The organism is Phenylobacterium sp., assembly GCF_041920015.1.
In the GTDB taxonomy this organism is placed as follows: Bacteria; Pseudomonadota; Alphaproteobacteria; order Caulobacterales; family Caulobacteraceae; genus Phenylobacterium.
Map to the genome: position 1 here is coordinate 1 of NZ_JAYRST010000030.1, position 26,588 is coordinate 26,588.

The window sequence follows — 26,588 nt, forward strand, 5'->3', positions numbered from 1 at the left end:
CGATCCTCGCCTGGACCGGGCGCTGTTGCTGGTCTTCGCGGGCGACCATGGGCTCAACGAGGCGGGCGTCTCGGCCTATCCCTCCGCGGTGACCGCCGCCATAGTCGCCACCCTGCTGGCCGGCCGCGCGAGCGCCAACGCCTTCGCCCGCGTCGTGGGGGCGGAGGTCCGCGTGGTGGACGCAGGCGTCGCCGCCGATCTCGCGCCTCATCGGCTTCTGATCGAGGCCAAGGTGCGCAAGGGAACGCGCAACGCCGCCGCCGGCCCGGCCCTGACCGCGCAGGAGGTCGACCTGGCCCTCGCGCGCGGCGGCGCCATCGCCCACGAAGCCCTGCAGGACTTCGACATCCTGGCCGTGGGGGAGATGGGCATCGGCAACAGCGCCAGCGCCGCCCTTGTCCTGCACCGTCTGGCCCCGGCGCCGCTGGACGACTGCATCGGCCTGGGCGCCGGCCACGACGCCGAGGGGTTCGCACGCAAGCAAGCCGTCCTGCATGAGGCCGCCGCCCGCAGTCCCGCCTCCACGCCGCGCGAGGTGCTGGCGCAGTTCGGGGGTCTGGAGATCGCGATGATGGCCGGCGCCATCCTGGGCGCGGCAGCGGCGGGCAAGCCGGTCCTGGTCGACGGGTTCATCGCCTCGGTCGCGGCCCTGGCGGCGATCCGGCTGGGTCCAGCCTGCGCCGACTATTGCATCTTCGCTCACCGCTCGGCCGAGAAGGGCCACGCCGTCGCCGTGGCCGCCGCCGGGGCCGAGCCGTTGCTCGACCTGTCCATGCGGCTGGGCGAGGGGACCGGCGCCTTGCTCGCCCTGCCGGCGGCGCGCGCGGCGGCGGCCCTGCTCGCCGATGTCGCCAGCCTCGATGACGTGCTGGCGGGGACGCTGTGAATTTCCTCCGCCTCCAGGCCCTGCTCTTCCTCTGCGCCGTGCAGTTCCTGACCCGCATCCCCACACCCAGGCTCGGGGCCTTCGAGCCGGATTGGATATCCCGCAGCGCACGCTACTTCCCGTTCGTCGGCCTGCTGGTCGGCCTGGTTTGCGCGGGCGTCTTCTGGGGCGCGTCCCAGGTCTGGAGCGGGGCCTTGCCGGCGATCCTCGCCATCGCGGTCGGGGTGCTGGTCACCGGCGCCTTCCACGAGGACGGCTTGGCCGACACCTTCGACGGCCTCGGCGGCGGCGGGACGCCCGAGCGCCGGCTGGAGATCATGAAGGACAGCCGTATCGGGACCTATGGCGCGCTCGGCCTTGGCCTGACATTGGCGTTGAAGGCGGCGGCGCTGGTGGACCTGCCGCCCGTACTGGGCGCCTGGGCCATCGCCGCCGCCCACGCTGGCGGCCGCGGCGCTTCGGTGCTGGCCATGCGGTTGCTGGCCTATGTCGGTCATCTCGAGCGGGGCAAATGGAAACCGGCGCCCGCTGGCCTCGCCTGGGCCGAGGTTCTGACCGCCCTGGTCTTCGCAGGACTGCCCCTTGCGGTCCTCCCCTTCACGACCGTCTCCTGGACGACGGCCGCCGCCGGCCTGGTGGGCGGCGGACTGCTGGCGGTGGCGCTGGCCCTGACGGCGCGCAGCCTGCTCGGCGGCTATACGGGCGACGTCCTGGGCGCGATCGAACAGGTCTTCGAGCTGGGCGCTATGCTGGGTTTCGCCGGCGCAGTCGCCCTGCTTCAAGGCCGTCCGTAGGCTGCGCTAGGTGCGCTGAATCGGCGCCTTCCGCCCTGCGGAGGACACGCCTAATCTTCTGAGGTCGGGGCCTGAACGGACCGGGCGAGCGTGCGAAGGTCAGGGTACGGCGGAGCATGACGGACGAGCGGGAGTACGAGGCGCGCGCGGCCGAGGTGCGCCACCGTACGGCCAACAGCTTCCAGCTCATCTCGGCCCTGGCCCGCATGCGCGGCCAGCGTTCGGGCGAACCGGAAGCGCGCCGCCAGTTGCTGTGGATCGCCGATGCGGTCGGGGCGCTGGGCGCGCTCGAACGTCACCGCTGCGAGGGCGGCGTCGATCTCACCGCCTATCTGACCGAGATGGCTCTCGTCTGGAGCCGGCGTCCGGGCGGCGAGATCAGCCAGGTCGCGGTGTCCGTCGATCCGATGGTGGCGGCCGACCAGGTCGCCTCGACCCTCGCCCTGATCGCCCATGAGTTGGTCGCCAACGCCCTGGTTCACGGCTGTCACGGGCGCAGCGGCCGCGTCGAGGTGCGTCTGACCCATCTTGGCGATGGACGCAGCGAACTGGCGGTCAGGGACGATGGACCCGGCTTCGACCCCGGCGCCCCGCAAACTCCCGAGCGCTTTGGCCTATGGTTCGTGCGCAGCCTGGCCCAGCAGGTGCGGGGCGAACTCGACCTGAACTCGGCGCCGGGCCTCTGCGTCCGCCTGGTCTTCCCGTTCGCCGACCGCGTCTAGAGCATCAGTGGAAACGCAGGTTGGCCTTTGCGCCCAGATGCGGTTCGTGCTTTCGCGCATTGGCCATGGCGATCTCCCACGCGAACTTCATGGGGCCGCCGTCTGTGATCCAGAGTTCGGCTTCGCGGCAGGCCAGCCGCATCATGGTCAGAAGCGGATCGTCCTTGCCTTGCGGATGCCAGGCCGCGGCCACCGCGTTCCAGTACTTCGCGATCCGGTCCTCGTCGTGGCTGAGGGTCAGTTCGCCCGACAGGCAGGCGTAGAGATCCTTGGCCTGGAACACGAAGATCGCCTCGTGACCCTCGCCGATGCGGCGCGCCAGGTCGGTATCGGCCCGGGTGAAGAACCACAGGTCGTGGCCCTCCACGAAGGCGGTCATGGGTTGGGTGTGGTGAACGTCGGCGCCGACGATCCCGAGCATGCCCACCTGATGGCGCTCGATTTCGTCCCACAGCCTGCGTTCGACGGCTGTCCGGTCGTTCATATCGAGGTTCATGCGGCCCTCCGGTTAAGGTGACGCCGATTCAATTCCTGTTCCGAAGGGCGGTTCCGGAGACGCTTTCCCTTGCGTCATGCTTTCCAGCCGCGCTCGGTCTGGCATGATGCGCGAATTCTTTCGACTGACGATTCAAACTAGAGAATTTCGATGAGTGAGATCGTGGTTCCCCGCCAGTTCCGGGGCCCTCCCTTCACGGCCAATGGCGGCTATATCTGCGGCGTGCTTTCCAACGCCGTGGGCGGACGCGGCGTGGCGATGCTGCGTTCGGGCGTGCCGCTCGACGTGGCCGTCACCCTGCAGCCAGGCGAGGAGGGCGCAATCCTCCTGACCAACGCCGAGGGCGCCGTGCTCGGCTCGGCCCGGCCGGCCGACGACAGCCAGATTCCCAGCCCTCCGCCCGCGCCGCCCAGCGTGGAGGAGGCCCGGGCCTTCGCCGCCGCCTCGCAGTTCGCCCAGCGCTCCCTGCACAGGGGCTGCTTCTCCTGCTGCATCGAGCGTGAGGCCGGCGAGGGGCTTGGCGTCCATGTCGGCCAGATCGACGGCGCGCCGGCCGGGCAATGCGCCGGGACCTGGACCCCGCATGCGAACTTCGCCGACGCCGATGGGACCATCCCCGACGAGATCACCTGGGGCGCCCTGGATTGCCCTGGCTCGATGGCCTGGTGGATCAAGACCGGCGCGCCGGTCGGCCTGCTGGGCACCATGGCCGGCGAGGTGTTGAAGAAGCCGAAGGCGGGGGAAACCTATGTCGTCGTCGCCTGGGCGCGCGAGGTCGAGGGCCGCAAGCACTTCGCCGGAGTAGCGTTGTTCGACGACAGCGGCGAGCTGATGGCTCGCGCGGGTCAGATCTGGATCGGCCGTCCGCCCGGCGCGCCCATGCCGGCGCCGGTCGCTACTGGGGCGCAGCCGGCCTGAGGCCGTCTGATCTGTGCTTTCCATGTGACTCCGATCTCGTTCGGCGAACAAAGTTCTCAGAACATGTGTCGATTTCACCGTTTGCTAACCATGCAGGCGCAGCCTTCCTCGGATCGAGACGAGGAAGGCGGCCGATGTTCAAGGTCGAGTTCCATATGCTGGGAGAGGGGCTGTGGAGCCGCGGCGCACCGCCCATGACCCAGTTGGGAGCGGCCTATCTGGCCAAGACCCTGAAGGAGCTCGGCTTCGCGGACGAGGCCCGGGTCGTCCCGGCTCGCACTGTAGGGCAGGCCGCTTCGGGCGAACACGCCCTGGACATCAAGGTCTAATTTTCACCCCATCTGGCGGTCGCCGCCCCCGATGCGGCCGTCGTGGCGGGTTTCCACTTGTTGATTGTCGCGGCGCATACCTAATAGCGGCACGATGCCTGTCGAGGAGTTGGAAGTGGCGCGTGATCGGTCATACCGCAGTCTCGATTACCTCAAGAAGAGCGCTGCGACGTCACGGGTTTTGAACCTTTGGCAGATCGCGCAGACCGAAGAGGGCAAGGCTGAGTATAAGGACAGCCCGTTCTTCCGGAACTCGCTGCTCAATCGCTGCATCCTGTTGAAGCATCGGCTTCGCGGCGGCGAGTCGGACCTGTTCGATTTTCCGGTCCAGACAGCCACCAAGATCCTGCTGCCGATCGCCGAGCGCGAACTGCGCTATGGCGCGCGTTTCCTGTTTGTCGGCCAGCGAAACTTCGAAGAGGTGGCGGCCGAATCGTTCGGCGAGGACCTTCAGATCGGCGCACGCGACCGCCAGGTGCTCGACATCATCACGGGCTTGCCGTCGCTGGACCCGTTCCTGATGCGCGAGAGCCTGAAGTCGAACGGCTTCACGCCCGCGGCCTGCTATTTCAACCTGTCCGACGGCGACCTGGAGCGGATGTTCAACTCCGCGCGCCAGGAACTGGAGCCGCTGGTGCGGATCTCGTTCGGCGAGGCCAACGCCACCGGCGTGAAGGCCGCGACCCTGCTCAACAAGATCCTCTCGGACGCTGGCAGCGCCGACCTGGAGCCCCTGCGCCAGGTCATGAGCATGGACCCGCCCCAGTTCCGCGAGGGCGTCTTCTGCTGGAAGGCGTTCCTCTATTACAAATGGCAGCTTCAGAATCTGTTGCCCCGCATCCGCCAGGTGCTGGAGGAGATCGCCGTCGTGCGCCCGCTGGGCCCCATCGATCACGACGACAAGATCTATATCGCCCGGGTGAAGGCCGATCTGCGGAGCTGGATCTTCTCGGCCCTGGGAGCGGTCACCGAGGCCCTGGCCGTATACGACAACGCCTACGCCGCCCTGACCAAGCAGAGCGATCCGGCCTCGTTCCGCGATTTCCTGCTGCGGGCGCCGGCCATGTTCCTCAGCCTGGGCGAACGGCTCAGCGGCGTGGAGCACGTCGCCAGCTTCTGGCGCTTCCGGTTTCCTCAACGCCAGATGCAGCGGATCGGAGTCGACGAACTGGTCGACATCTTCATGGACTTCGAGGTCAGCCTGAACACGGTCAGCCTCGAACCGGCCGCCTGAGGATCATCTAAACCCGTCAGTTCTCGGAGTTCGGCGCCAGAAAGCGGCCGGCCAGCAGTGCCGCTTCCGTCCGGTTCCGCGCGCCTGTCAGCCGCAGGATCGCGTGAATGTGCAGCTTCACGGTTCCAGGCGTGATGCCCAGTCGTTCGGCGATTTCGCGGTTGCGCCGGCCGATCGCGATCTGCTTGAGCACCTCCATCTGGCGCGGCGACAAGGGGCCCGTGCGGTTGGCGGCCCGAGGCGCGTGGGCCGGGAACCACTCGCCGCCCGCAACGACAGTTCCAATGGCCTGCTTGAACTGCTCCAGAGGGAAGTCCTTGGAGACGTAGCTGCGGGCTCCGGCGTTGCGTGTGATCTGGGCGAAGGCAGGATTGACGCGATCGTCGATGACGACGGCCGGGGTTTCCGGATGCGCGGCGAGAAAGCGGCTCAAGCCCTTGAAGTCGTAGTTGATGCTGAAAAGGTCGATCAGCACCAATCTCGGCGCGTGGTCCGCGGCGAGGAGGGCGGCCTCCGAGAGATTTCCGCATGTCCGAGCGCCGGACAGTTCGACCACCTCGTTCAACACCTGGGAAATCGCCATCCGGCAGATGGGCTTTTCTTCGACGAGCAGGGCGTAGCCCAGGCCTGCCCGCGCTTCACTACGGGCGGCCGGCTGGGTTCCTGCAGCCATGCCCGGCGAAGGGGCCATGTCGGGAAACGCACACATCGTTCTCCGAGAACACAAAGACCATGTCCTGGCAATGGGTATTGCGAGAATAGTCGGCGATATTTCCTGATTATAGAATTATAACTAACGGCATATCCGCATTACTTCGAGCGATTCGGAGATTGATTCGCCTATCAATCTTGTATCATTTTTCCATGTTCTGTGGACGCAGCGGAAACTATATCCAAATATATATGACAAGTATCTCTAACGGGATATAAAGGTCGCCTATTCGTTGCATTTCTACTTATTTTTATTGATATATCTCAAAATTGCCGGAGCCTCCCTCGGCAAGCGACCGAGGGGGAACCATGCAGGCTGAAGGGATCGACGAGCGGTTGGCGTTCATGCGCCTGGACGATCAGGCGCGGCGAGCTTTGCGGGGCGTCGCGCCCTATATTGTGGAAGCGCTGCCGAGGGCGCTCGACGATTTCTACGACGTCATCGGTCGGCAGCCGCAGACACGCCGGCTGTTCAGCGGCCAGGCCCAGCTCGACGGCGCCCGGCGCAGTCAGATCGACCACTGGCGAAAGATCTCCAGCGCCGAATTCGATGCGGACTACGTTACGGCCGTGACCGCGGTCGGTCATGTTCACGCCCGTATTGGCCTGGAGCCGCGTTGGTATATCGGCGGCTATGCGCTGCTGCTGGAGTCTCTGATCGCCGCGGTGCTGGCGGCGCGCTGGCCGAAAGGCGGTTTGGGTGCGCGCGGGCCTTCGGTCGCGGTCGTTGCTGGCGAAGTGGGTGCGCTCGCCAAGGCCACTCTGCTCGACATGGATTACGCCATCACCGTCTATCTCGACGCGGCCGAGCAGGCCCGCCGCGCGGCCGAGGAACGTGTGCTGGCCGCTGAACGAGCGGCGGTGGCCAAACACCTGGGCGGCGGCATGTCGGCGCTGGCGCGGGGCGATCTGACCTGCCGCATGGAGGCGGTGTTGCCGGCCGAGTACGAGGTGCTGCGGGACGATTTCAATCGCGCCGCCGGCCAGATCGAGGCGGTGATCCAGATGGTCGCGACCGCGACCGGCGCCATTCGAGCCAGCACCGACGAACTGGCTGACGCCTCCAACGACCTCTCGCGCCGCACCGAGCAGCAGGCGGCCGGGCTGGAGCAGACCGCCGCGGCGCTCGACCAGGTCACGGCGGCGGTGGGGCTGACCGCCCAGAACGCCCGGGCCGCGAACGGCGCGGTGGCCGAGGCCAAGGCGCGGGCCGAGCGCTCGGGCGCCGTGGTCGGCGAGGCGATCGGCGCCATGGACGCCATAGAGGCGTCTTCCCAGCACATCGGTCAGATCGTCGGCGTCATCGACGAAATCGCGTTCCAGACCAATCTCCTGGCGCTCAACGCCGGCGTCGAGGCGGCGCGAGCCGGCGAGGCGGGCCGTGGTTTCGCCGTCGTCGCGTCGGAGGTGCGGGCCTTGGCCCAGCGGTCGGCGGAAGCGGCCCGCGAGATCAAGGCCCTCATCTCTCAGTCCAGCGCCCAGGTGGCCGAGGGCGTGCGGCTGGTGGGAGAGACGGGCGAGGCGCTGAGGGCCATCGTCGACTGCGTGGCCGAGGTCGACGTCCTTACCGCCGGCATCTCCGCATCGTCCCAGCAACAGGCGGTCAGCCTGGTCGAGGTGAACGCCGCCATGAACCAGATGGATCAGGCGGTCCAGCAGAACGCAGCCATGGTCGAGCAGACCTCGGCCGCGACCCTCAGCGTCCGTGACGAAGCAGCTGAACTGGCGCGCCTGGTCGGGCGCTTCACCGTGTCGGACCCGGGGCGTCCCGCGCCTGAACTGAGCCTGAAAGAGGGCCGGGCATGAGCGCGCCTGCCGCCTCCTCGGTCGGGCGCGACGGGCTGGCGCGCCGGCTGCGCCGCATCCAGCAACTCACGCGGACCGGAAGCTGGGACTGGGATATCGCTGCTGGCGAACTCGCCTGGTCGCCGGAAGTCTTCGACATCTTCGCCCTGCAGGCCGGCGCCTGCCGGCCGACCTACGACCTCTTTCTCGCCCATGTTCACCCCGACGACCGCAAGGAGGTGAAGCGGCGCCTGGACCTGGCGCGTTCTGGGCGGGGACCCTACGACCTGCAGCATCGGATCGTCCGCGGCGACGGCGTCGTACGCTTCGTGCGCCAGCAGGGCGAGGCTGAACTCGACCCTGGCGGCCGGGTGGTCGCCCTGTTCGGCGTCGTGCAGGACGTGACGGAGACGCGCCAGGCTCAGATCGCCTCGCGCCGCAGCCAGGAAATGCTCGCCAGCATGCTGCGGATTTCGCCTGAGGCGATCCTTCTCTGTGACGCCGATGGCCGGGTCCTGGCGATCAGCGCCGGCGCCGAGGCGATGTTCGGCTATTGCAACGCCGAGATCGCCGGCCACCGCGTCGAGCGGCTGATGCCGCCGCGGTTCCGCATCGGCCACGTCCGCTATGTCGCTGAGTTCAGCGCGGGCCAGGCCGCCAGCCTGCGTATGCATGAACGCACGCAGATCCTCGGCCTGCGCAAGGATGGGACGGAGTTTCCGGCCGAAGCTTCCCTCGCCAAATTCCAGACCGAGGACGGCGCGACCCTCCTGACCATCGTGCGCGACCTCTCTGAACGCCGCGCCGCAGAGGCGACCCTGATCGAGGCCCGCGAACAGGCCGAACGCGCCAACGCCGCCAAGTCGACCTTCCTGGCCAATATGAGCCACGAGATCCGCACCCCGCTCAACGGGGTGCTGGGCGTGGCCGGCGCCCTGGCCCTGACCGATCTGACGCTCAAGCAGGCCCAGATGGTGCGGTTGATCGAAACCTCGGGCCGCGCGTTGCAAGGGCTCCTGGGCGACATACTCGATCTCGCCAAGGTCGACGCCGGCCGTATGCAGCTCCGCAACGCTCCCTTCGCGCTGGACCGGCTGCTGGAGGACACCGTGGCGCTGTTCCAGGCCAGCGCCGCCGAGCATGAGGTCGCCCTTTCGCTGAGCGTCGACCGCGCAGCGTGCGCCACCTATATCGGCGACGAACTGCGCATCCGGCAGGTGCTGTCCAACCTGCTCAGCAACGCGGTGAAGTTCACGGCCCGCGGCCGTATCGAGGTGATCGCCCGCGTACGCCCCACAGCCGATCCTGATCTCAGCCATGTCTCCTTCGAGGTGCGCGACACTGGCGTCGGCTTTGCGCCGGAACTGGCCGCCCGGCTCTTCGAGCGGTTCGAGCAGGCTGACGGCTCCATCACCCGGCGGTATGGCGGCACGGGCCTGGGTCTGGCGATCTCCAAGGCCCTGGTCGAACTGATGGAGGGCGAGATATCGGCCGAGGGCCGGCCTGGCCGCGGCGCGACCTTCGTCTTCACTATTCCTCTGGCCCACGACGTGGTCGGCGATCCTCGGCTCGTCTCCCGCGAGCCGCCCGTGGTCGGCGAGCAAGGCCAGGTGTCGGTGCTGTTGGCCGAGGATCACCCCGTCAACCGCATGGCGGTCGAGTACATCCTGGAGACCCTGCCGGTCAGCGTCGTCAGCGTTTCGGACGGCGCTCAGGCGGTGGAGGCGGCGCGCGGCCGCCGTTTCGACCTGATCCTGATGGACATGCAGATGCCGGTGATGGACGGGCTGACCGCCATCCGCGAAATCCGGCGTGAGGAGGGCGCCTGCGCCCGGCCGCCGTCGCATATCTGCGTGCTGACCGCCAACGCCTTCGAGGAACATCGCCAGCATGCCGGAGCGGCAGGGGCCGACGCCTTCCTCACCAAGCCCGTCCAGGTGCGCGACCTGATCGACCTCGTCTCGAATCTGGCCGGCGCGCCGTAGTCGTCAGCCCTGGGCGAGCCTACAGGCGCGCCGCATGCCACGCCACGTGGTCGGCCACGAAGCTGGCGATGAAGAAATAGGAGTGGTCGTAGCCTTCCTGCATCCGTAGGGTCAGCGTCTGGCCGGCGGCGGCGCAGGCGGCCTCCAGCAGCTCGGGCTTGAGCTGCTCGGCCAGGAAGCTGTCGGCGGTTCCCTGGTCGACCAGGATGTCGGCGAACCGGCTTTCGCCGCGCTCGATCAGCAGGCAGGCGTCATGGTCGCCCCAGGTGCGCTGGTCGGGACCGAGATAGGCTTCGAAGGCCTTGCGGCCCCAGGGGCAGCGGGTCGGGGAGACGATCGGCGAGAAGGCCGAGACCGACCGGAAGAGATCGGGATGGCGCAGGGCCAAGGTCAGGGCGCCGTGCCCGCCCATCGAATGGCCGAAGATTCCGACACGGCCCATGTCCACCGGCGCGCTCTGCGCCAGGCCCGCCAGCAGGTCGCGCGTGACATAGGTCTCCATCTGGAAATGCGCCGCCCACGGGTCCTGCGTCGCGTCCAGATAGAAGCCCGCACCCTGGCCGAGGTCGTAGGCGGGATCGTCGGCCACGCCGTCGCCGCGCGGACTGGTGTCCGGGGCGACGATGACCACGCCATGCCGGGCCGCCGCCGCATAGGCGCCGGACTTGGTGGTGAAATTGTCCTCGGTGCAGGTCAGGCCCGATAGCCAGACCAGGGCCGGGAAGGGGCCTGGACCGTCCGGCGTGAAGATCCAGAAGCGCATCGGCGTCCCGGTCGCCGCGCTCTGATGGCGGCGATAGGTCAACGTCCCGCCCTGGGTGCGGTGCGTGGCGAGGATTTCGACGGTCATGGCGGCGCTCCCGATGCCTCGTGCGTCCGGCTGCCGGTTCAGAACACCACCACGCTGCGGATGCTCTCGCCCGCGTGCATCAGGTCGAAGGCCTTGTTGATGTCTTCCAGCGGCATGACGTGGGTGATCATCGGGTCGATCTGGATTTTCCCGTCCATGTACCAGTCGACGATCTTCGGAACGTCGGTGCGCCCGCGCGCGCCGCCGAAGGCCGAACCCTTCCAGACGCGGCCGGTGACGAGCTGGAACGGGCGGGTGGAGATTTCCTTGCCAGCCTCGGCCACGCCGATGATGACGCTCTCGCCCCAGCCGCGATGGCAGGCTTCCAGCGCCTGGCGCATGACGTTGGTGTTGCCGGTGCAGTCGAAGGTGTAGTCCGCCCCGCCGTCGGTCAGAGCGACCAGATGCTGGACGATGTCGGCGCCGCCGATGTCGCCCGGATTGACGAAGTGGGTCATGCCGAACTTGCGACCCCATGCCTCGCGGTCCGGATTGATGTCGACGCCGACGATCATGTCGGCGCCCACCATCTTCAGGCCCTGGATGACGTTGAGGCCGATGCCGCCCAGGCCGAACACGACGCAGTTGGCGCCCGGCTCGACCCCGGCGGTGTTGACCACCGCCCCGACCCCGGTGGTGACGCCGCAGCCGATGTAGCAGGCCTTGTCGAACGGCGCGTCGGGGCGGATCTTCGCCACCGCGATCTCGGGCAGCACCGTGTAGTTCGAGAAGGTCGAGCAGCCCATGTAGTGAGCGATCTGCTGGCCCTTGTAGCTGAAGCGGCTGGTGCCGTCGGGCATCAGTCCCTTGCCCTGGGTGCCGCGGATCGCGGTGCAGAGGTTGGTCTTGCGCGACAGGCAGCTTTTGCACTGGCGGCATTCGGGCGTGTAGAGCGGGATCACGTGGTCGCCGGGCTTGACGCTGGTGACGCCGGGCCCGACCTCGACCACCACGCCCGCGCCCTCGTGGCCCAGGATCGAAGGGAAGATGCCTTCGGAATCCAGCCCGTCCAGGGTGTAGGCGTCGGTGTGGCAGATTCCGGTCGCCTTGATCTCGATCAGCACCTCGAACGCCTTGGGGCCTTCCAGGTCGACCTCCACGATCTCCAGCGGCTTCTTGGCTTCGAAGGCGACGGCGGCGCGGGTCTTCATGGCGTCCTCATGGGCGGCGGAGTTCGATTCGCCGCAACAGAGGCCAGGGCGCGCGCGGACGCAAGGCCGACTTTCAGAGGGCGCTGCGCCTTGCGTCGACCGGCCAGGTCTCGAAGCTTCCGTCCTCGTCCACCACCAGCAGGGCGTCGTAGAGGTTGATGGTCGGATCGATGTGGCCCGGCTGCAGCCAGACGATGTCGCCGACCTTGGGCGCGTCGGCGGGCCAGGGGATGGCGGCGTCTTCGTCGGCCGCGGTGATCGCCCCGGCGAAGTCGGCGCCGACGGCTTTCAGCACGCCCATCATCTGCGGATGGAAGAGCGCGGCGTGCTCGTCGCCCATCGGCCGCCAGCGCGCGCCCTGCGGCGCGCCTGCGACCACGCGGGCGGGCGGGCCGTCCACCGAATGGGCCTTGAGTCCGGCGTCGCAGACCACGTGGGTCTTGTGGCGGGTCGAGACCACGCTCGTGGCGATGAACAGCGCCTGTTCGAATGGCCAGGCCTGGCCATCCACCGCGCCGCAGTCCTCGTACTCGACATCCATGAAGACGTAGGAGCCGGCCTGGATCTCGTTGAAGACGCCGTCCGCCAGGTCCTGCTGATAGGTGCCGGTGCCGCCGCCGGTCACCAATTGGGGCGCCAGGCCCGCCGCGCCCAGCTCACCGACCAGGGCCGAAAGCCGCTGCGTCGCCGCCGCCAGGGCGCCTCGGCGGGCGTCGAGGTCGGCCACGTGCTGGATATGGCCCAGATAGGCCTGGATACCGCGGTATTCGAGGCCCGGCGTGCTGGCGGCGAGGCGGGCCAGGGCCGCGACCTGCTCGGGGGGAACCCCGGTGCGATGGGTGCCCAGGTCGATGTCGACGACCAGGCCGACGGTCGCCCCCGTCGCGCGCGCGGCGGCGCCCAGCCGTTCGACCTGGCCGGCGTCGTCGGCGACCACGCTGATGCGGGTCCCGGCTGCGGCGATGGCGGCGATCTTCCCTGCGCCCCACGGCGCGGGCGGCGAGGTGACCAGCAGGTCGCCCGCCCCCGCTGCAGCATAGGCCTGCGCCTCGCCCACCGTCTGGCAGCAGAGGCCGGCCGCGCCCAGGGCGAGCTGGCGCAGGCCCAACGTCGTGCACTTGTGCATCTTGCCATGGGCGCGCAGGCGTACGCCGGCGGCGTCGCAGGCGCTCTGCATGGCCGCCAGGTTCCGCTCCAGCGCGTCGCGGCGCACCACCAGGGCCGGCGTCGTCGACGGCGTGAAACGAACGGGCGGTCCTGGGCGGTCGGTCACAGCGAAAACCCCTTTGCAGCTAGGCCGACAGATGACGGGGTTTCGCAGCCCGGCGCCATAGGCCGATCGTTATTTCTTCGGCTTGGCCGCCTGGACCTCGATCTCGACCATCATGCCCGGCGCGACCAGGGCGGCGACCTGGCTGGTGATGCGCGCGACCTTGTTGGGCTGCTCGGCGGTTCCGAAGAACTGGTTGTAGCCCTCCATCATGCCGCTGAAGTCCATCTTGCCGCCCTTGGCCGGATCCCCGACCAGCAGGACGCGCATCATGAAGACGTCGCCGAGGGTCAGGCCCTCGGCCTTCAGGATGTCGTCGATGCGCTTCAGCACCCCGATGGTCTGGGTCTTGGTGTCGCCGAACTCCGGCGGGGTTCCAGCCGGGGCGCCGGTGTTGAGAGCCGGGGGCGTGATGCCGCTGACATACATGATGTCCGTTCCCGCGGGCACGACCGCAGCCTGCAGGATGGGCGAGTTCGGCGCGCCGATCCGCTTGACCTGGGCGGCGGCCGGCGAGGCGAGGAGGCCGAGCGCGGCCGTGGCGAGGATGAGCTTACGCATGTCGGACCAGTCCCTTCGGTGAGGCCGCCATGGGACCGGATTTCGGGTCGCCGGATCAAGCCGCTTCGATCGGGCGCGATGAATGCGGTCTGAACGTCACGCTCAGCGCAGCTTCAAGACGGAGCCTTTAGGCTCCGGCCACCGATTGAAACGACCAAATCCGAAAGGGTCGGTGACATGAAAACCTTTCTGACCGCCGCGACGGGCGCCCTGCTGTTGGTGACGGGCGCCGCTGGCGCCCAGGCCGCCGCTCCTGTCCAGGCCGAGCGGCCGCTCGGCGTCGAGGCGAGCATTCCCTTCGCCGACAGCGTCGGCATTCGCAGCTTCCGGCCCGATGGCGATAGCGCCCTGTGGATTCAGGGCCAGGACCGTCAATGGTATCGCGCCGAACTGATGGGCAAGTGCTGGGGCCTCGACACCGCGATCAAGGTCGGGTTCGTGACCAAGGGCGTCGGCTCGCTCGACAAGTTCAGCCAGATCGTCGTCGACGGAGCCAAGTGCCAGATTTCCAGCCTGACGACCTCGGCTCCGCCGCCGTCGAAGGCGAAGCCGGCCAAGCCCTCCTAAAGGGCTCGAAATTCAAAGAGTCTTCAGCGTGATCCGAGTCTATCGAAACGGATCACGTTCTAGGGACGGCTTTCGTTCAGGGTGGGCGCGGTCATGCCGCCCCGCCGCAGCATCGCCGCCGATGCGAGGCCGCCAAGCTCGGCGAGGTCGGCCGCCAGCACCGCATTGGCGTTGATGAGGTCATAGGGCGAGCGCGCCGCCGCCAGGGACGCGAAATAGGCGCCGTAGGCGTTGGCGCTGCAGTTCCACAGCGCCGACAGCTCAAGTTGCATTTCGTCGGCCCGATCGGCCGGGCCTGGGGTCTGAATGGTCATGTCTGGTCCTCCGCACGGCCAGCTTGCCTCAGCCTGGGTTCGCCGCCTTGATCCATCTCAAGAAGCGGGCTGACCCGATGGTTCCCGTGGCGGCCTCGCCAACTCGATCACGACCGCTTCACCGGCCAGCGAACCGCCGAGCAGCAGGCCGCCGGCGTTCCCGGCCGTCAGCGCAGTCGTCAGCACATCGCCGCCGCCGTCCAGCACGCGCGGCGACCCTGGGCGTCCGTCTGCGCCGATCGGCGTCAGCACCGTCGAGAAGCGGCTCTCCCCGGCCAGGGCGCCGGCGGAACGGCGGGTCCCCGCCGGCCTCACATCGACCAGGGCCTGCTTGTTGGCGGTGACCAGCAGCGATCCGTCCGGCGCGGCCAGCACGGCCCGCGCTTCCGACATGCCCAGCGCCTCGTCCTGCCAGACGATCTTGGCGTCCAGGCTCGCATCCAGGCTGACCAGGGCCGCGCGCTGCTCGTCGATGCAGGCGGCCTTGCGCGCGCCGGCCAGCAGCACCTTGTCGCCGGAGCGCGTCGCCGCGACCACGGCCCAGCCTTCCAGCCGGCTGGTCGCGCGTAGGGCGCCGGTGCGCGCATCGCGCAGCTCGAGGATGGTGGCGTGGACGCCGCCGCAGATCGGGTCCTCAAAATCGTCCTCTATGAGCGGCCCTTGCGGCGGAGTGGCGAAACGCTCGCTATAGGTCACCAGCAGGCTCTCGCCCCAGGGCGTGACCGTGGCCGTGTCGATCGACTGGTCGGCAGGCGGCGCGATCTGCGCCAGGACCCGCGGCTTGAGGGCGGCGTCGAACGCTATGAGCCGCAGGCTGTCGCCGCCCGGCTCGCCCGCCGCACGCGCGCGCAGATGACGGTCGGCGATCACGGCTATGGTCGCGCCGCCGGCGTCCAGGGCCGCATCCATCGGAAAGGAGTCGCGCCCTGCCGGCGCCTCGCCGCGCCAGGCGCCGCGCACCGCGCCGCTGCGGGCGTCCAGCGCCTGCAGCGTGGGCGCATAGCGGCCGTCCGCGCCCGGCTCGGCCGCCCCGACGATCACCTGTTCGCCCTGGCGCAGCAGGATGTTCGCGGCGCTGGCGCGGGCGGTTTCCTGCCGCCAGGTCTGTGGCGCCAGCGCCGTGGTCGCCGCTCCGCCCGGCTCGCCGAAACGGGCGACGACGTGACCGCCGGCGCGGGCCAGCGCCACCACCTCTCCGCCGCTCTGCGACAGGGCCTGGACCGAAGGCGTCAGCGATGGACCGGCCGCCGCCGGCGCGGCCGCGCCGTCGCCCAGCACCACCATCGCCGCCCAGAAGCGCGGATGCAGATAGGCCCGGCCGGGCGGCGCCTCCAGGAACGCTCGTTGCGCGGCGGCCAGCGCCTGGGCCGGGCCTCCGCCAGCTCCCAGTCGCTCGAAGGCGCCCGCCACCACCTCCTTGCCGGTGAGGGAATCGACTGGCCACAGCGTCCCCAGCACGCTCGGCGTTCCGGCGACCGCGAAGGCCGAGGCCAGGGCCGGCAAGTCGCTCGCCATCTCGGTCATGTCGAAATTGGCGGTGTTGCAGGCCGACAGCGCCACGAACCGCGCCGAGAGGTTGAGGTCGGCGATCTCGGTCGCGGTCAGCAGGCCGTCATTGCTCGGATCGGCCGCCGACACCGGGGTCAGGGCCAGGGCTGGCTCCGACAGGCCTTGCAGGTCGTCGCGCAGCAGGCCGTGGGTGGCGAACGACAGGAAGCGATATGCGCCCAGGAGCTGGCCGCGTACGCCCTGTTCGGTGGCCGCGTCCTGCATCAGCAGGCGGGTGGTGCGGAACCCGCCGGCCGAACGGCGCAGCTCCTCGGCGGTGTCGGGCAGGGCGGCGAGGCCGGCGAGGCCCGCCCCGCCCCTCACGCCGCGCAGCACCACCTTGGCGCGGTCCTCGCCGGTCGGCGTCGCGCCGCTGAGAATCGGATCGCCGACGCCCAGGAAGTCGAGGTCCGGCTGCGCCACGGGCGCCTTGCGCGCCGCGACGATCGCGGCCGGCGATCCGGCGTAGCTGACGGCGTGGTTGCGAACCAGCCAGTCTGCCTGGGCCAGGTCGTAGCCGCCCTGGGGCAGCTTGGGCGGCGCGCTGGCCAGCAGCGCCGCCAGCGGGATCGGCGTGATCGAGGCGTTGGGCAGCCACAGGATATGGTCGCCCGGCTTCAGACAGGTCTCGAACGGGCGGATGAAGCGGTCGTAGAGCCGCATGGCCGCCGCGACCGGATATTGCGCATCGAGCGCTTCGGATGGCGCATGGCCGGCGGTCAGGGCGGCCTGCAGCAACCTGATGTCGACCTTCGCGCCGCCGGCTTCGGCGACGATGGCCTTGCTCATGACGCTGTCGGCTCGGACGCAGACATAGGCCATGCCGCCCGGAACCTCGGCGAGCGCCAGGGCGGCCTCGTTCGGGCCCAGCACCGCCTGGAAGTCGGTCAGCGACGCCAGGTTGGCGCCGGACGCCTTCAGCCCGCGTTCGGCCAGCCGCCCATCCACCGCGATCAGCCGGTCGGCGAAATCCCGGAAATAGCCGCGCGGCTCGTAGGCATGGCTCAGGATCGGCTTGCCGCTCGCCGGCGCCTGCGCGCGCTGCACGGCCTTCTGCAGTTCCTCGCGCTCGAAGCGGTCGCGGCGCGCGCGCAGGCGCAGCGCCTGGTGGATTTCCCGACGCTGAAGGACATCGCCTGCCTGGGCCAGCAAGCTCAGGGCGTCGGCGTCGCCGGTCGCGCCATGCCGGCCGGCGAGTTGCATCAGGCGAAAGGCGTCGCTGGCGTCCAGGCGCTCGGCCTCGGTCAGGACGAGGCCGATCAGCATCCGGTCGATGGCGCCTGGGCGGCTCCAGCCGCCGAACCCGCCGCCGCCCTGTTGCTCGGCTGCGGCGGCGATCCTGCGGCCTGCCTCCCGCAAGCCGGCCTGCCGCTCCGGGCCAGGGGCGGCCGCCAGCGCCGCGCCGGCCGCCTGATAAGCCCGCGCTTGGCTCATCACCCCCGGCTCGCCGTCGAAGCCGAGCGGGCGGCCCAGGACGTCCGCGACGACGGGATCGGGACTCTGAGCCAGGGCTGCGACCAGGCCGCGGACCGCAAGATAGACGAGCTCTTCGTACGAGGTCGCAGCCCACCGGGGCCTGGCGAAGGCGCGGGCGTAGGGATGGGCTTTCAGCGCCGCCTGGGCGCAATCCATCCGCCCTTGAGCTGCGCAGATCCCGGCCTGCAAGGTACGGGCGTTGGCCAGCATCCAGCCTTGTTCGTGGGCCTCCAGCTCGATGGCGGACAGGGCGGCGATCGCTGTTTCAACCGCGGCCGCGGCGCCGGCCAGGTCGCCGCGCTCCTGCAGCAGTTGCGCCTGGGTCAGCCGATAGAGCGCCGCATCGACGCTGAGCGGGGGCAGGGCCTTGGCGATGAAGGCGTCCGCCGTCCGATAGACCCCGAAGGCGCGGTCGGTTTCGCCCAGTTCGACCAGGACGCTCATCGCCTCGGCCAGCGCCCAGGCGACCAGGAACGGTTGGTCCTGCGGGTTTTCCAGCGTGGCGGCCAGCGACAGGATCTTGTCGACGGACCGGATGGCCGCCGGCCGGTCGTCGACGGCCAAGGCGACATTGGCGGCCAGCACCTGGCGGCGCAGGTAGAGCGCGCCGTTGAAGGCGTTCTCCTGCTTCCAGATGTCATCCTTCAAAATCCTGCCGATCACGTCCGGCGTCCCGAAGGCGAATTGGCCGGCGTGTAGGTAATAGGCGGCGGTGCGGATCTGCTCGCGTCGCAGGATTTCGTTGGCCGCGGGCGCGGTCTTGGCCAGCTCCAGATAGGGTCCGAGCTGGGCTGTCACGCAGCCGTCCACGCCGGAATGGATGCAGATGTCCAGCAAGGTCTGGCTCGCCGCCAGCTGCGCCTCGGTGGTCAGGTCTCCGGTCTTGAGCAGCCTGATCAGGTCCTTGCGTGCGGTCAGTCCCTTCCCGTGAAGGTAGAGGTCCCAGGCGGCCGCTACGGGATCACCTGCCGGCCTTGCCGCCGCTGGTTGTACGCAGACCGCAATCAGGCTTGCGGCCAAGCTGCAGGCCGCTAGGCTCTCCCGCAGCGAATTCCATCGGGGGAAGGGCGCCATGGGGCGACTCCAGATCTGCGCGGCTGCATCGCTGCTGCTGATAGCTTCACCATTCGGCGCGGCGGCGCAATCGGGGGTTGGCGAGATCGGCGCGCCCATGGCCAAGCCTCCGGCCGGCGCGGCCAAGTCGAGCCGCACCCTCGCCGCTCCGGCCCTGGGGACCGGGCTTGGCCGCTACGCCAGGGCGCTGGACGCTATGACGCCAGAGCCGCAGGCGGCCACGCGCGGCGCAAAGGACGTGCAGGTCTACCAGCAGGCCGCCCCCTCCGTGGTGCTGATCATCAGCGAGGACGGCATCGGATCGGGCGCCCTGATCAGCGCCGACGGCAAGATCGTCACTAACCAGCACGTGGTCGGCGAGGATGAGGAGGTCGGCGTGATCTTCAAGCCGGCGGGCGAGGGGACTCAGGTCACCGGCGCCGACATCCGGCCCGCCAAGGTGATCCGCCGCGACGCCGTCTCCGACCTCGCCATCGTCCAGGTCGCCGAGGTTCCGCCCACGGTCAAGCCGCTGAAGATCGGCGGTGCGGCCGGGGTAGAGGTCGGCGCCGACGTCCACGCCATCGGCCATCCGACCGGCCAGGTCTGGACCTATACCCGCGGCATCGTCAGCCAGATCCGCCGCGACTTCTCCTGGGAGGGCTACGGCGACGTCGAGCACAAGGCCGCGGCCATCATCCAGACCCAGACGCCGATTAATCCGGGCAATTCCGGCGGCCCGCTCCTGAACGACGATCTGGAAGTGGTTGGCGTCAACAGCTTCAGCAGCGAAGGCGAGGGCCTGAACTTCGCCGTCTCCGGCGACGATGTGAAGGCGTTGCTCGCCGCCACGGCCGACCGCATGCCGGCCAAGTCCACGCCGCGGAAGAACAAGGCCTCCACCGCCTGCAAGCTCCAAACCCTCGAGGAATGGGCCGCGACCGACGGGCCGAAAGGAACCAACTATCTCGTCGACGCCGATTGCGACGGCCAGGGCGATTTCATCGTCTTCGAACCGAAGAGCCGGCGCGAGGCGATCCGCTACATGTTCGACGAGAACGGCGACGGCGAGATCGACGCGGTGATCGTCGATGTGGATCAGGATGGTGAGTTCGACTTCGGCCTCTACGATACCGATCACGACGGCAAGCCGGACCTGAAGGGCGAGTTCAAGCCGGGCGCCGACGAGCCGTATCGCTACGAGAAGATCGAGGGTTAGGGATCAAAGTGCGCCGGCGACGTCGCAGATCACCTTCAGCAGCCATTCCACGGCCCCGCCCTCGCCGCTGCGCACCACCGCGCCCACGGTGAAGGGCGGCGCCTCGCCGGTGGACTCGATCACCACCACGCGCCCCGCCTCCTCGGCCAGCATGGCCAGCCGCCGCGGCATCAGGGCGGCGACATCGGTTTCTCCGACCATCACCAGCGCCGAATAGGGGTCGGGTACGCTGATCGGTCCTTCGACCTCACGCAGGGTGACGCCGCCCAGAGCATAGGATTCGCTCCAGTTGGATATCCGCTGCAGGTCCACGCCCCGGCGATCGGGCCGCGGCGCATCCGAACTGGAGATCAGCAGGCGCGGCAGCTTGGCCAGCACCTCGTCCGAGATCGGGCCGGCGAGGGCGGGGTGGCCAGCCCGGATCACCCAGACGCCGGTGTCCTCGAACAAGGGCGTATGGCTGAAGCGCTCGGCGACGTGGTCGAAGCCGCCGATCACCATGTCCAGCCAGCCGCGGTCCAGGTCCTCTGCCAGGTTCGAGGTCGGCGCCAGCAGGTGCAGCTTCGCGCCCGGCGCCTCGTCCAGCAGCCGGCGCACCACGCCCGGCATCACCACCGAACAGGCATAGGCGCTGGCGGTCACGTTGAAGACCCGCTCGGTGGTCGCCGGCTCGAAGCGCGCGGGGGCCACCGCCTCCTCCAGCAGCTTCAGCGCCGCGCGCACTGGCTGGCTCATCTCCAGCGCCCGCGCCGAGGCCTGCAGACCCGCCGGCCCGCGCACGAACAGCTCGTCGCCCAGCGCGGCCCGCAGCCGCCCCAGGGCGTGGCTGACCGCCGACTGGGTCAGTCCCAGCCGCGCGCCGGCGCGCGTGGCGCTCTGTTCTTCCAGCAGGGCCGTGAACACTCGCAGCAGGTTGAGGTCGAGGTTTCTAAGATGAATTTCGCTCATGATGTGCGTGCCAAACTATCATTTGGCTCATGATGATGGGAAGCCTATCTGCCCGGCCACGGTTGGGTCTCCCCGCCCGCCGCTTCATTTCCTGAGACACGAGACCTCGCGGACGGCCTCCTCGCCGGCCGCGCACAGACGTTGGAGCACTGCGTGAGCGACGCGGAAGGTTACCAGGCGATCGCCGAAGCCGAGGTCGAGGCCGCCAGCCATCGTCCTCCCGAGCAGACCCTCGGTCAGAAGCTGCGGGCGCCGCTGATGATCGGCGGCGTGGTCGTGGTGCTGGGCGTGGTGGCCTACAGCCTGCTCACCGGCGGCCGGTTCGAATCGACCGACGACGCCTATGTCCAGACCGCCCGCACCGCGATCAGCGCCAGTATCGACGGCCGCGTGATCGAGGTCGACGTCAAGGAGAACCAGAAGGTCCGCAAGGGCCAGGTGCTGTTCCGTCTCGACCCGGCCGACCACCAGGTCGCCATCACCCAGGCCGAGGCTGCGCTCGCCGCCGCCCGTTTCGAGGTCCAGGGCGCCCAGGGCGTCTACGCCCAGCGTCAGGCCGACCTCGCCGCCGCCCAGGAAACCGTCGCCTACACCGAGCGCGAGGCCGCCCGCCAGAAGGCCCTGGCCGCCGCCGGCGCCTCCACCCAGGCCCAGGCCGCCGAAGCCGCCCACGCCGCCGAGCAGGCCCGCCGCCAGATCGCCGTGGTCCGCCAGCAGATCGCCTCGGCCTTGGCGGACATCGGCGGCCAGGCCGGTCTTTCGCCCGACCAGCATCCCAAGGTCATGCAGGCTAAGGCCGCCCTGGACCGCGCCAGGCTGAACCTCTCCTACACGACCGTCCTCGCCCCGGCCGACGGCGTGGTGGCCAAGGTCGAGCAGCTTCAGCCGGGCAACCGCGTCGCCACCGCCCAGACGCTGTTCTGGCTGATCTCGGGCGCGCCCTGGGTCGAGGCCAACTTCAAGGAAGACCAGCTCGCCCACATGCGCGTCGGCCAGCCGGCCACCGTGAAGATCGACGCCTACGATCACGAGCTGAAGGCTCATGTCGCCAGCTTCAGCCCCGGCACCGGCTCCAGTTTCGCCCTCCTGCCGCCGGAGAACGCCACCGGCAACTGGGTGAAGGTCGTCCAGCGCCTACCCGTGCGCCTGGTCCTCGACGAAGCCGCCCCAGGCCTCTCCGGCGGCCTCAGCGCCAAGGCCGTGGTCGACGTTCGCTCGGCGCTGAAATGACCGGCGCCGGAAACGGCAAGGGCGACGCCGCCAACCGGGTTCCGATCACCATCGCCGTCATGCTGGCGACGATCATGAACTCGCTGGACACCACGATCGCCAATGTGGCGCTGCCGCACATCCAGGGCAGCGTCTCGGCCTCGGCCGACCAGATCACCTGGGTCCTGACTTCCTATATCGTGGCCGCCACGATCATGACGCCGCTGACCGGCTTCCTGTCCGACCGGATGGGCCGCAAGCGGGTGTTCCTGGTCTCCATCGCCGGCTTCACGGTGGCCTCCATGCTGTGCGGCATCGCCGGCAGCCTGGTCGAGATCGTGCTGTTCCGCTTGCTCCAGGGCCTGTTCGGCGCGGCGCTGATCCCGCTCTCCCAGGCCGTCCTGCTCGACATCAACCCGCCGGCCAAGCACGGCCAGGCCATGGCCGTCTGGGGCGCGGGCGCGGTGCTCGGCCCGATCCTCGGCCCCGCCCTCGGCGGCTGGCTGACCGACAACCTCGACTGGCGCTGGGTCTTCTTCATCAACCTGCCGATCGGCATCCTCGCCTTCGGCGGCGTGTTCCTGTTCCTGTCGGAGAAGAAGGGCGCCGAAAAGCGGCCGTTCGACATCCTCGGCTTCGCCAGCCTGGCCCTGGCCATCGGCGCCTTCCAGCTCATGCTCGACCGTGGGCCGGGCGTGGACTGGTTCGCCTCGGCCGAGATCTGGACCTACCTCGTCGTCACCATCATCGCGCTCTGGATCTTCGGCGTGCAGATGGCCACCGCCGCCAAGCCGTTCGTCGCCCGCGCCCTGCTGGCCGACGCCAACTTCGTCACCTGCTGCGTGTTCGGCTTCTTCATCGGCATCCTGCTCTATTCGACGCTGGCCCTGCTGCCGCCGATGATGCAGACCCTGCTCGGCTACCCGGTGGCCTTCACCGGCCTGGTCAGCATGCCGCGCGGCATAGGCTCCTTCATCGCCATGTTCGCCGTGGGCCAGCTCATTGGCCGGGTGAACATCAAGTTCATCCTGCTTGCCGGCCTGGCGATCAGCGCCGTCTCGCTGTGGCAGATGGCCATGTTCAACCTCGACATGGACACCGGGCTCATCATCATCTCCGGCTTCCTGTCGGGGGTGGGCACCGGCCTGATCTTCGTGCCGCTCTCGACCATCGCCTTCGCCACCGTCCAGGCCGAGCATCGGGCCGAGGGCGCGGGCCTCTTCACCCTGATCCGCAACATTGGCTCGGCCGCCGGCATCTCGATCATGCAGGCCCGCTACGTCAGTGGGGTCGAGGTCCACCATGCCGTCCTGGTCGAGCACGCCCGGCCGGACAATCCGCTGTTCCACGCCTATGCGCCGACGGTCTTCCAGACCCCGGCCGCCATCGCCGGCCTCAACGGCATGATCACCCGCCAGGCCTCGATGCTCTCCTATCTGGACGACTTCCGGCTGATGCTGGGCATCACCATCCTCTGCGCGCCGCTGATCCTCCTGATGCGCACGCCCAAGACCAAGACCGAGACGGACCACCATGTCGCTGTCGACTAATCCGCGCGCCCTCGCCGGGGCCGGCCTCTCCATCCTGCTCGCGGCCTGTACGACTGTCGGGCCGGACTTCCAGCATCCCGAGCCGCCGACGGCCTCCGGCTACGCCATGGCCGGCGATGCGGCTCCGGCCCAGGCGCGGCTCGACGCCGTGACCTCGGCGGCCGGACCATGGTGGACGGCGTTCGGCTCGCCGCAGCTCGACCAGACCATCGGCCAGGCCCTGACCGACAGCCCCACCCTGGCCGAGGCCGACGCCACCCTGCGCCAGGCGCGCTCGGCCCTGGCCCAGGCGCGCGGCGAAGTCGGACCGCAGGCCGACCTCAGCGGCGGCGTCCATCGCGAACGCGCCAACCTCCAGGCCTTCGGCTTCACCGGCTTCGGCGACGTCCAGCTCGAAAACCCCACCTTCACGCTCTATTCGGTGGGCGGCGGGATCGGCTACGACCTCGACCTGTTCGGCGGCGAGCGGCGGCGCATCGAGGGCGCCGGCGCCCGCGTCGAGGCCCAGGCCCGCCGGGCCGAGGCCGCCTATCTCTCGCTCACCGCCAATGTCGCCCTCCAGGCGGTGACCATCGCCACCCTCCAGGCCCAGGTCGAGGCGGTGCAGCAGATGATCGTCGCCGACCAGGCCAATGTCGATCTGGTGCGTCAGGCCAATGCGCTCGGCGGCGTGGCCAGCACGGCGAAGATCGCCGCCCAGGCCCAGCTCGAACAGGACCGCGCCCTGCTGCCGCCGCTGACCGCCCAGCTCGCCGCGGCCCGTCACGCCCTCGCCCTGCTGGTCGGCCATGCGCCGGCCGACTGGACCGCGCCGGACTTTCGCCTGGCCGGGCTCGGCCTGACCGCGCCGATCCCGCTCGCCCTGCCGTCGGACCTGGTCCGCCGCCGCCCCGACATCCTGGCGGCCGAGGCCGATCTGCATGCGGCCACCGCCGACATCGGCGTGGCGACCGCCGACCTCTATCCGAAGATCCGGCTCAGCGCCTCGCTCACCCAGGGCTCGCTGAAGCCCGGCGATCTCTTCTCCTACGACGCCAGCGGCTGGGATTTGGGCGCGGGCCTGACCGCGCCGCTGTTCAACGGCGGCGCCCTGAAAGCCCGCCGCCAGCAGGCGCGCGAAGCCGCCGCCGCCGCCTCGGCCCGCTACCAGCAGACGGTGCTGACCGCCTTCGCCCAGGTCGCCGACGCGCTCTCGGCCCTGGCCGCCGACGAGGAGGCCATCGCCGCCCGCCAGCGCTCCCAGGCCCAGGCCGACGAGACCCTGACCCTGGCCAGGACTGCCTTCCAGCACGGCGGCGCAACCTACCTCGACGTGCTCGACGCCCAGCGCCGCGCCCACGAAGCCAACTCCGCCCTGGCCCGCGCCCAGGGTCAGCGCCTGGCCGACGCCGTCCGCCTCTTCGCCGCCGTCGGCGCCGACTGGCGGACGGCCGGCCCGACGTCGCCGTCAGGGACTTAGCCGCTTCGGCGTGCGGCTGAGCAAAATGACCTCGCGGACGCTCTGGCGTCCCAGCATCACCATGAGAAGCCGCGCAAGTCCCACGCCCATCCCCCCATGCGGGGGGCAGCCGTAGCGAAAGAAGTTCAGGTAGCTCTCCAGCGGCCCGAGCGCGTATCCCCTCTCGACAGCCTGGCGACGCAGATGGTCGTAGCGATGTTCGCGCTGGGCGCCGGTGGTGATCTCGACGCCATTCCAGAGCAGGTCGAAGCTTTGCGTCAGTTCGGGGCGATCGGGGTGACGGGCGTGATAGAAGGGACGTGCGGTGGCCGGGTAGTCGGTTACGAAGACGAACTCGTGCCCGAACCTTTCAAGCACAAACGCGCTCAACCGCCGTTCCGCCTCAGGGTCGAGGTCGTCGGTGCGATGGGGAGCATAACCGGTGTTCCGCACGATCTCCTGGGCTTCGGCCATCGTGACCCGTGGGAAAGGCGGCCGAGGGGGAACCAGGTTCACCCCGAACACATCGGCGATCTGAGGCCCCAGCACCTCATCGACGTGACCGATGGAGGCCGCCAGCCATTGTTCTTCCAGGGCCAGAAGGTCCCTATGCGAGGCGGTCCAGGCGATCTCCATGTCGATGGAGGTGAACTCCGTCTCGTGGCGTGTCGTGAAGGAGGGTTCGGCCCGAAAGGCCGGCCCGATCTCGAAAACACGGTCCAGCCCGCCCGCCATCGCCATCTGCTTATAGAACTGCGGTGACTGCGCCAGGAAGGCGGACCCGCCAAAGTAGTCGAGTCGGAACACTTCGGCGCCGGACTCGCTGAACGTGCCCATGAGCTTGGGGGAATGGATCTCGAGGAAGTCGTGCGTTTCCCACCAACGGCGCATGGCTTGCTCAAGGACCGTCTGCGTTCGGATCGCCAGGCGCATCTCCGGCCGGCGCAGGCTGAGCTGGCGCCAATCCATCTGTTTGTCTGGGCTGGAGTCTTCGAGGATTGGAAGCGGCGCCTCAGCGAGGCTGTAGATGCTCATCTCCGACATGCTGATCTCGACGCCGCCGAGCTTGACTTGCGGCGCCTTTCGCACCTCGCCGCTGATGCCGACGGCCGATCCTGTCGTGAGACTTGTGACGGCCTCCGAAAGCTCGGAGGACCCTGCTTTCTCGTGCGCTACCTGCACCGCGCGATCTCCGACGCGCAGAATTAGGAACTGCATGCGTTTCTGATCGCGTACCGTCTCGACCGTGCCGTTCAGGCAGATCTCCTGACCCACGTATTGAAGCAGATCGGCGATGGCGACCTGCGGGGAATGTTGGAAATGGTCCATCTCGGCTCCTGTTCCGAGGCGGACATTCGAGACAAGGCGATTGCCGAAGCCCCGAAAGTCGGGGCCTCGTGATCCTCTGTTGCTTGCCTGGATTAGCGCGCGCGAAGACCAGCGACCCCGGAGGGGCCGTTATTATTGACGGTCAGCAGGTGGCGGGCGCTATGCACAGGAGAAAAGTGGCATAGCTTTCTCTCTTCCGCAATGACCGCTCCAGCACCGAGAGGCGACGGCCAATACAACGTGTG

General features: G+C 69.0%; 23 protein-coding genes. 13 read left to right on the forward strand and 10 right to left on the reverse strand.

Features of this window, described 5'->3' with window-relative positions:
* The 3 genes from cobT to ACE3TL_RS08380 form a co-directional block, all read left to right on the forward strand.
* Nucleotides 1-886, forward strand: an 886-nt coding sequence (gene cobT, locus ACE3TL_RS08370) for a nicotinate-nucleotide--dimethylbenzimidazole phosphoribosyltransferase (RefSeq protein ID WP_374578255.1), incomplete at its 5' end; no start/stop codon positions are given.
* On the forward strand, nt 883-1,680 hold the full coding sequence (locus tag ACE3TL_RS08375) for an adenosylcobinamide-GDP ribazoletransferase (protein WP_374578256.1): 798 nt from the start codon (nt 883-885) through the stop codon (nt 1,678-1,680). The genes cobT and ACE3TL_RS08375, both read left to right, overlap by 4 nt.
* A 116-nt stretch (nt 1,681-1,796) precedes the next feature.
* Complete coding sequence (locus ACE3TL_RS08380; RefSeq protein WP_374578257.1) at nt 1,797-2,402, forward strand: sensor histidine kinase; 606 nt, start codon at nt 1,797-1,799, stop codon at nt 2,400-2,402.
* Nucleotides 2,403-2,406: 4 nt separating this feature from the next.
* Here the strand turns inward: ACE3TL_RS08380 and ACE3TL_RS08385 are convergent, their stop codons facing one another.
* Nucleotides 2,407-2,898, reverse strand: a complete 492-nt coding sequence (locus tag ACE3TL_RS08385; protein ID WP_374578258.1) for a pyridoxamine 5'-phosphate oxidase family protein — start codon at nt 2,896-2,898, stop codon at nt 2,407-2,409.
* A 150-nt stretch (nt 2,899-3,048) separates the two neighbouring features.
* On the opposite strand from ACE3TL_RS08385, the gene ACE3TL_RS08390 reads away from it, so the two are divergent.
* The 3 genes from ACE3TL_RS08390 (at nt 3,049) to ACE3TL_RS08400 (ending at nt 5,379) form a co-directional block, all read left to right on the forward strand.
* Nucleotides 3,049-3,816: a hypothetical protein gene (locus ACE3TL_RS08390; RefSeq protein ID WP_374578259.1), complete on the forward strand. Its 768-nt coding sequence runs from the start codon at nt 3,049-3,051 to the stop codon at nt 3,814-3,816.
* 134 nt (nt 3,817-3,950) lie between these two features.
* Nucleotides 3,951-4,145, forward strand: a complete 195-nt coding sequence (locus ACE3TL_RS08395) for a hypothetical protein (RefSeq protein WP_374578260.1) — start codon at nt 3,951-3,953, stop codon at nt 4,143-4,145.
* 181 nt (nt 4,146-4,326) lie between these two features.
* Complete coding sequence (locus ACE3TL_RS08400) at nt 4,327-5,379, forward strand: hypothetical protein (RefSeq protein WP_374578261.1); 1,053 nt, start codon at nt 4,327-4,329, stop codon at nt 5,377-5,379.
* 16 nt (nt 5,380-5,395) lie between these two features.
* Here ACE3TL_RS08400 and ACE3TL_RS08405 read toward each other — a convergent pair whose 3' ends face one another.
* Entirely contained in the window at nt 5,396-6,070 is a 675-nt protein-coding gene (locus tag ACE3TL_RS08405) for a LuxR C-terminal-related transcriptional regulator (protein WP_374578262.1), read from the reverse strand.
* A gap of 329 nt (nt 6,071-6,399) precedes the next feature.
* On the opposite strand from ACE3TL_RS08405, the gene ACE3TL_RS08410 reads away from it, so the two are divergent.
* Entirely contained in the window at nt 6,400-7,896 is a 1,497-nt protein-coding gene (locus tag ACE3TL_RS08410; protein ID WP_374578263.1) for a methyl-accepting chemotaxis protein, read from the forward strand.
* Nucleotides 7,893-9,860, forward strand: a complete 1,968-nt coding sequence (locus ACE3TL_RS08415; RefSeq protein WP_374578264.1) for an ATP-binding protein — start codon at nt 7,893-7,895, stop codon at nt 9,858-9,860. Before ACE3TL_RS08410 ends, ACE3TL_RS08415 begins: the two co-directional genes overlap by 4 nt.
* A gap of 19 nt (nt 9,861-9,879) precedes the next feature.
* Here ACE3TL_RS08415 and fghA read toward each other — a convergent pair whose 3' ends face one another.
* The 4 genes from fghA to ACE3TL_RS08435 all read right to left on the reverse strand — a co-directional run bounded on the left by fghA (nt 9,880) and on the right by ACE3TL_RS08435 (nt 13,692).
* Nucleotides 9,880-10,710, reverse strand: a complete 831-nt coding sequence (gene fghA, locus ACE3TL_RS08420; protein WP_374578265.1) for an S-formylglutathione hydrolase — start codon at nt 10,708-10,710, stop codon at nt 9,880-9,882.
* Nucleotides 10,711-10,748: 38 nt separating this feature from the next.
* Nucleotides 10,749-11,861 (reverse strand): S-(hydroxymethyl)glutathione dehydrogenase/class III alcohol dehydrogenase, encoded by a 1,113-nt coding sequence (locus tag ACE3TL_RS08425; RefSeq protein ID WP_374578266.1) that lies wholly within the window; start codon nt 11,859-11,861, stop codon nt 10,749-10,751.
* 73 nt (nt 11,862-11,934) lie between these two features.
* On the reverse strand, nt 11,935-13,134 hold the full coding sequence (locus ACE3TL_RS08430; RefSeq protein ID WP_374578267.1) for an alanine racemase: 1,200 nt from the start codon (nt 13,132-13,134) through the stop codon (nt 11,935-11,937).
* Between the two features lie 69 nt (nt 13,135-13,203).
* The gene (locus ACE3TL_RS08435) at nt 13,204-13,692 is read right to left on the reverse strand and encodes a RidA family protein (protein ID WP_374578268.1); all 489 of its coding nucleotides are present in this window, start codon (nt 13,690-13,692) and stop codon (nt 13,204-13,206) included.
* A gap of 177 nt (nt 13,693-13,869) precedes the next feature.
* Here ACE3TL_RS08435 and ACE3TL_RS08440 point away from each other — a divergent pair, with 177 nt between their 5' ends.
* Nucleotides 13,870-14,259, forward strand: a complete 390-nt coding sequence (locus ACE3TL_RS08440) for a DUF6491 family protein (RefSeq protein ID WP_374578269.1) — start codon at nt 13,870-13,872, stop codon at nt 14,257-14,259.
* 59 nt (nt 14,260-14,318) lie between these two features.
* Here the strand turns inward: ACE3TL_RS08440 and ACE3TL_RS08445 are convergent, their stop codons facing one another.
* Nucleotides 14,319-14,573: a hypothetical protein gene (locus ACE3TL_RS08445; protein ID WP_374578270.1), complete on the reverse strand. Its 255-nt coding sequence runs from the start codon at nt 14,571-14,573 to the stop codon at nt 14,319-14,321.
* A gap of 57 nt (nt 14,574-14,630) precedes the next feature.
* Nucleotides 14,631-18,671, reverse strand: a complete 4,041-nt coding sequence (locus ACE3TL_RS08450; protein ID WP_374578271.1) for a CHAT domain-containing protein — start codon at nt 18,669-18,671, stop codon at nt 14,631-14,633.
* On the opposite strand from ACE3TL_RS08450, the gene ACE3TL_RS08455 reads away from it, so the two are divergent.
* Nucleotides 18,670-19,869 (forward strand): S1C family serine protease, encoded by a 1,200-nt coding sequence (locus ACE3TL_RS08455; RefSeq protein WP_374578272.1) that lies wholly within the window; start codon nt 18,670-18,672, stop codon nt 19,867-19,869. The two genes, ACE3TL_RS08450 and ACE3TL_RS08455, sit on opposite strands and share 2 nt — an antisense overlap.
* Before the next feature lie 3 nt (nt 19,870-19,872).
* Here the strand turns inward: ACE3TL_RS08455 and ACE3TL_RS08460 are convergent, their stop codons facing one another.
* A complete protein-coding gene (locus tag ACE3TL_RS08460) occupies nt 19,873-20,817 on the reverse strand; it encodes a LysR family transcriptional regulator (RefSeq protein ID WP_374578273.1) in 945 nt (314 codons plus the stop codon).
* Nucleotides 20,818-20,970: 153 nt separating this feature from the next.
* On the opposite strand from ACE3TL_RS08460, the gene ACE3TL_RS08465 reads away from it, so the two are divergent.
* The 3 genes from ACE3TL_RS08465 to ACE3TL_RS08475 are packed head-to-tail and all read left to right on the forward strand — an operon-like array spanning nt 20,971 to nt 25,035.
* Nucleotides 20,971-22,047 (forward strand): HlyD family secretion protein, encoded by a 1,077-nt coding sequence (locus ACE3TL_RS08465; protein WP_374578274.1) that lies wholly within the window; start codon nt 20,971-20,973, stop codon nt 22,045-22,047.
* A complete protein-coding gene (locus ACE3TL_RS08470; RefSeq protein WP_374578275.1) occupies nt 22,044-23,576 on the forward strand; it encodes a DHA2 family efflux MFS transporter permease subunit in 1,533 nt (510 codons plus the stop codon). The genes ACE3TL_RS08465 and ACE3TL_RS08470 overlap by 4 nt, the downstream gene beginning before the upstream one ends.
* A complete protein-coding gene (locus ACE3TL_RS08475) occupies nt 23,560-25,035 on the forward strand; it encodes an efflux transporter outer membrane subunit (RefSeq protein ID WP_374578276.1) in 1,476 nt (491 codons plus the stop codon). The genes ACE3TL_RS08470 and ACE3TL_RS08475 overlap by 17 nt, the downstream gene beginning before the upstream one ends.
* Here ACE3TL_RS08475 and aspS read toward each other — a convergent pair.
* On the reverse strand, nt 25,024-26,343 hold the full coding sequence (aspS, locus tag ACE3TL_RS08480; RefSeq protein WP_374578277.1) for an aspartate--tRNA(Asn) ligase: 1,320 nt from the start codon (nt 26,341-26,343) through the stop codon (nt 25,024-25,026). The genes ACE3TL_RS08475 and aspS overlap by 12 nt on opposite strands.
* Nucleotides 26,344-26,588 lie beyond the last annotated feature (245 nt).

Excerpts from the sequence above, each read along its gene's own strand:
- ACE3TL_RS08380 (WP_374578257.1), top strand. The coding sequence starts at position 1,797 with ATGACGGACGAGCGGGAGTACGAGGCGCGCGCGGCCGAGGTGCGCCAC.
- ACE3TL_RS08385 (WP_374578258.1), bottom strand. The coding sequence starts at position 2,898 with ATGAACCTCGATATGAACGACCGGACAGCCGTCGAACGCAGGCTGTGG.
- ACE3TL_RS08390 (WP_374578259.1), top strand. The coding sequence starts at position 3,049 with ATGAGTGAGATCGTGGTTCCCCGCCAGTTCCGGGGCCCTCCCTTCACG.
- ACE3TL_RS08395 (WP_374578260.1), top strand. The coding sequence starts at position 3,951 with ATGTTCAAGGTCGAGTTCCATATGCTGGGAGAGGGGCTGTGGAGCCGC.
- ACE3TL_RS08405 (WP_374578262.1), bottom strand. The coding sequence starts at position 6,070 with ATGGCCCCTTCGCCGGGCATGGCTGCAGGAACCCAGCCGGCCGCCCGT.
- ACE3TL_RS08410 (WP_374578263.1), top strand. The coding sequence starts at position 6,400 with ATGCAGGCTGAAGGGATCGACGAGCGGTTGGCGTTCATGCGCCTGGAC.
- ACE3TL_RS08415 (WP_374578264.1), top strand. The coding sequence starts at position 7,893 with ATGAGCGCGCCTGCCGCCTCCTCGGTCGGGCGCGACGGGCTGGCGCGC.
- fghA (WP_374578265.1), bottom strand. The coding sequence starts at position 10,710 with ATGACCGTCGAAATCCTCGCCACGCACCGCACCCAGGGCGGGACGTTG.
- ACE3TL_RS08425 (WP_374578266.1), bottom strand. The coding sequence starts at position 11,861 with ATGAAGACCCGCGCCGCCGTCGCCTTCGAAGCCAAGAAGCCGCTGGAG.
- ACE3TL_RS08435 (WP_374578268.1), bottom strand. The coding sequence starts at position 13,692 with ATGCGTAAGCTCATCCTCGCCACGGCCGCGCTCGGCCTCCTCGCCTCG.
- ACE3TL_RS08440 (WP_374578269.1), top strand. The coding sequence starts at position 13,870 with ATGAAAACCTTTCTGACCGCCGCGACGGGCGCCCTGCTGTTGGTGACG.
- ACE3TL_RS08445 (WP_374578270.1), bottom strand. The coding sequence starts at position 14,573 with ATGACCATTCAGACCCCAGGCCCGGCCGATCGGGCCGACGAAATGCAA.
- ACE3TL_RS08455 (WP_374578272.1), top strand. The coding sequence starts at position 18,670 with ATGGGGCGACTCCAGATCTGCGCGGCTGCATCGCTGCTGCTGATAGCT.
- ACE3TL_RS08450 (WP_374578271.1), bottom strand. The coding sequence starts at position 18,671 with ATGGCGCCCTTCCCCCGATGGAATTCGCTGCGGGAGAGCCTAGCGGCC.
- ACE3TL_RS08460 (WP_374578273.1), bottom strand. The coding sequence starts at position 20,817 with ATGAGCGAAATTCATCTTAGAAACCTCGACCTCAACCTGCTGCGAGTG.
- ACE3TL_RS08470 (WP_374578275.1), top strand. The coding sequence starts at position 22,044 with ATGACCGGCGCCGGAAACGGCAAGGGCGACGCCGCCAACCGGGTTCCG.
- ACE3TL_RS08475 (WP_374578276.1), top strand. The coding sequence starts at position 23,560 with ATGTCGCTGTCGACTAATCCGCGCGCCCTCGCCGGGGCCGGCCTCTCC.
- aspS (WP_374578277.1), bottom strand. The coding sequence starts at position 26,343 with ATGGACCATTTCCAACATTCCCCGCAGGTCGCCATCGCCGATCTGCTT.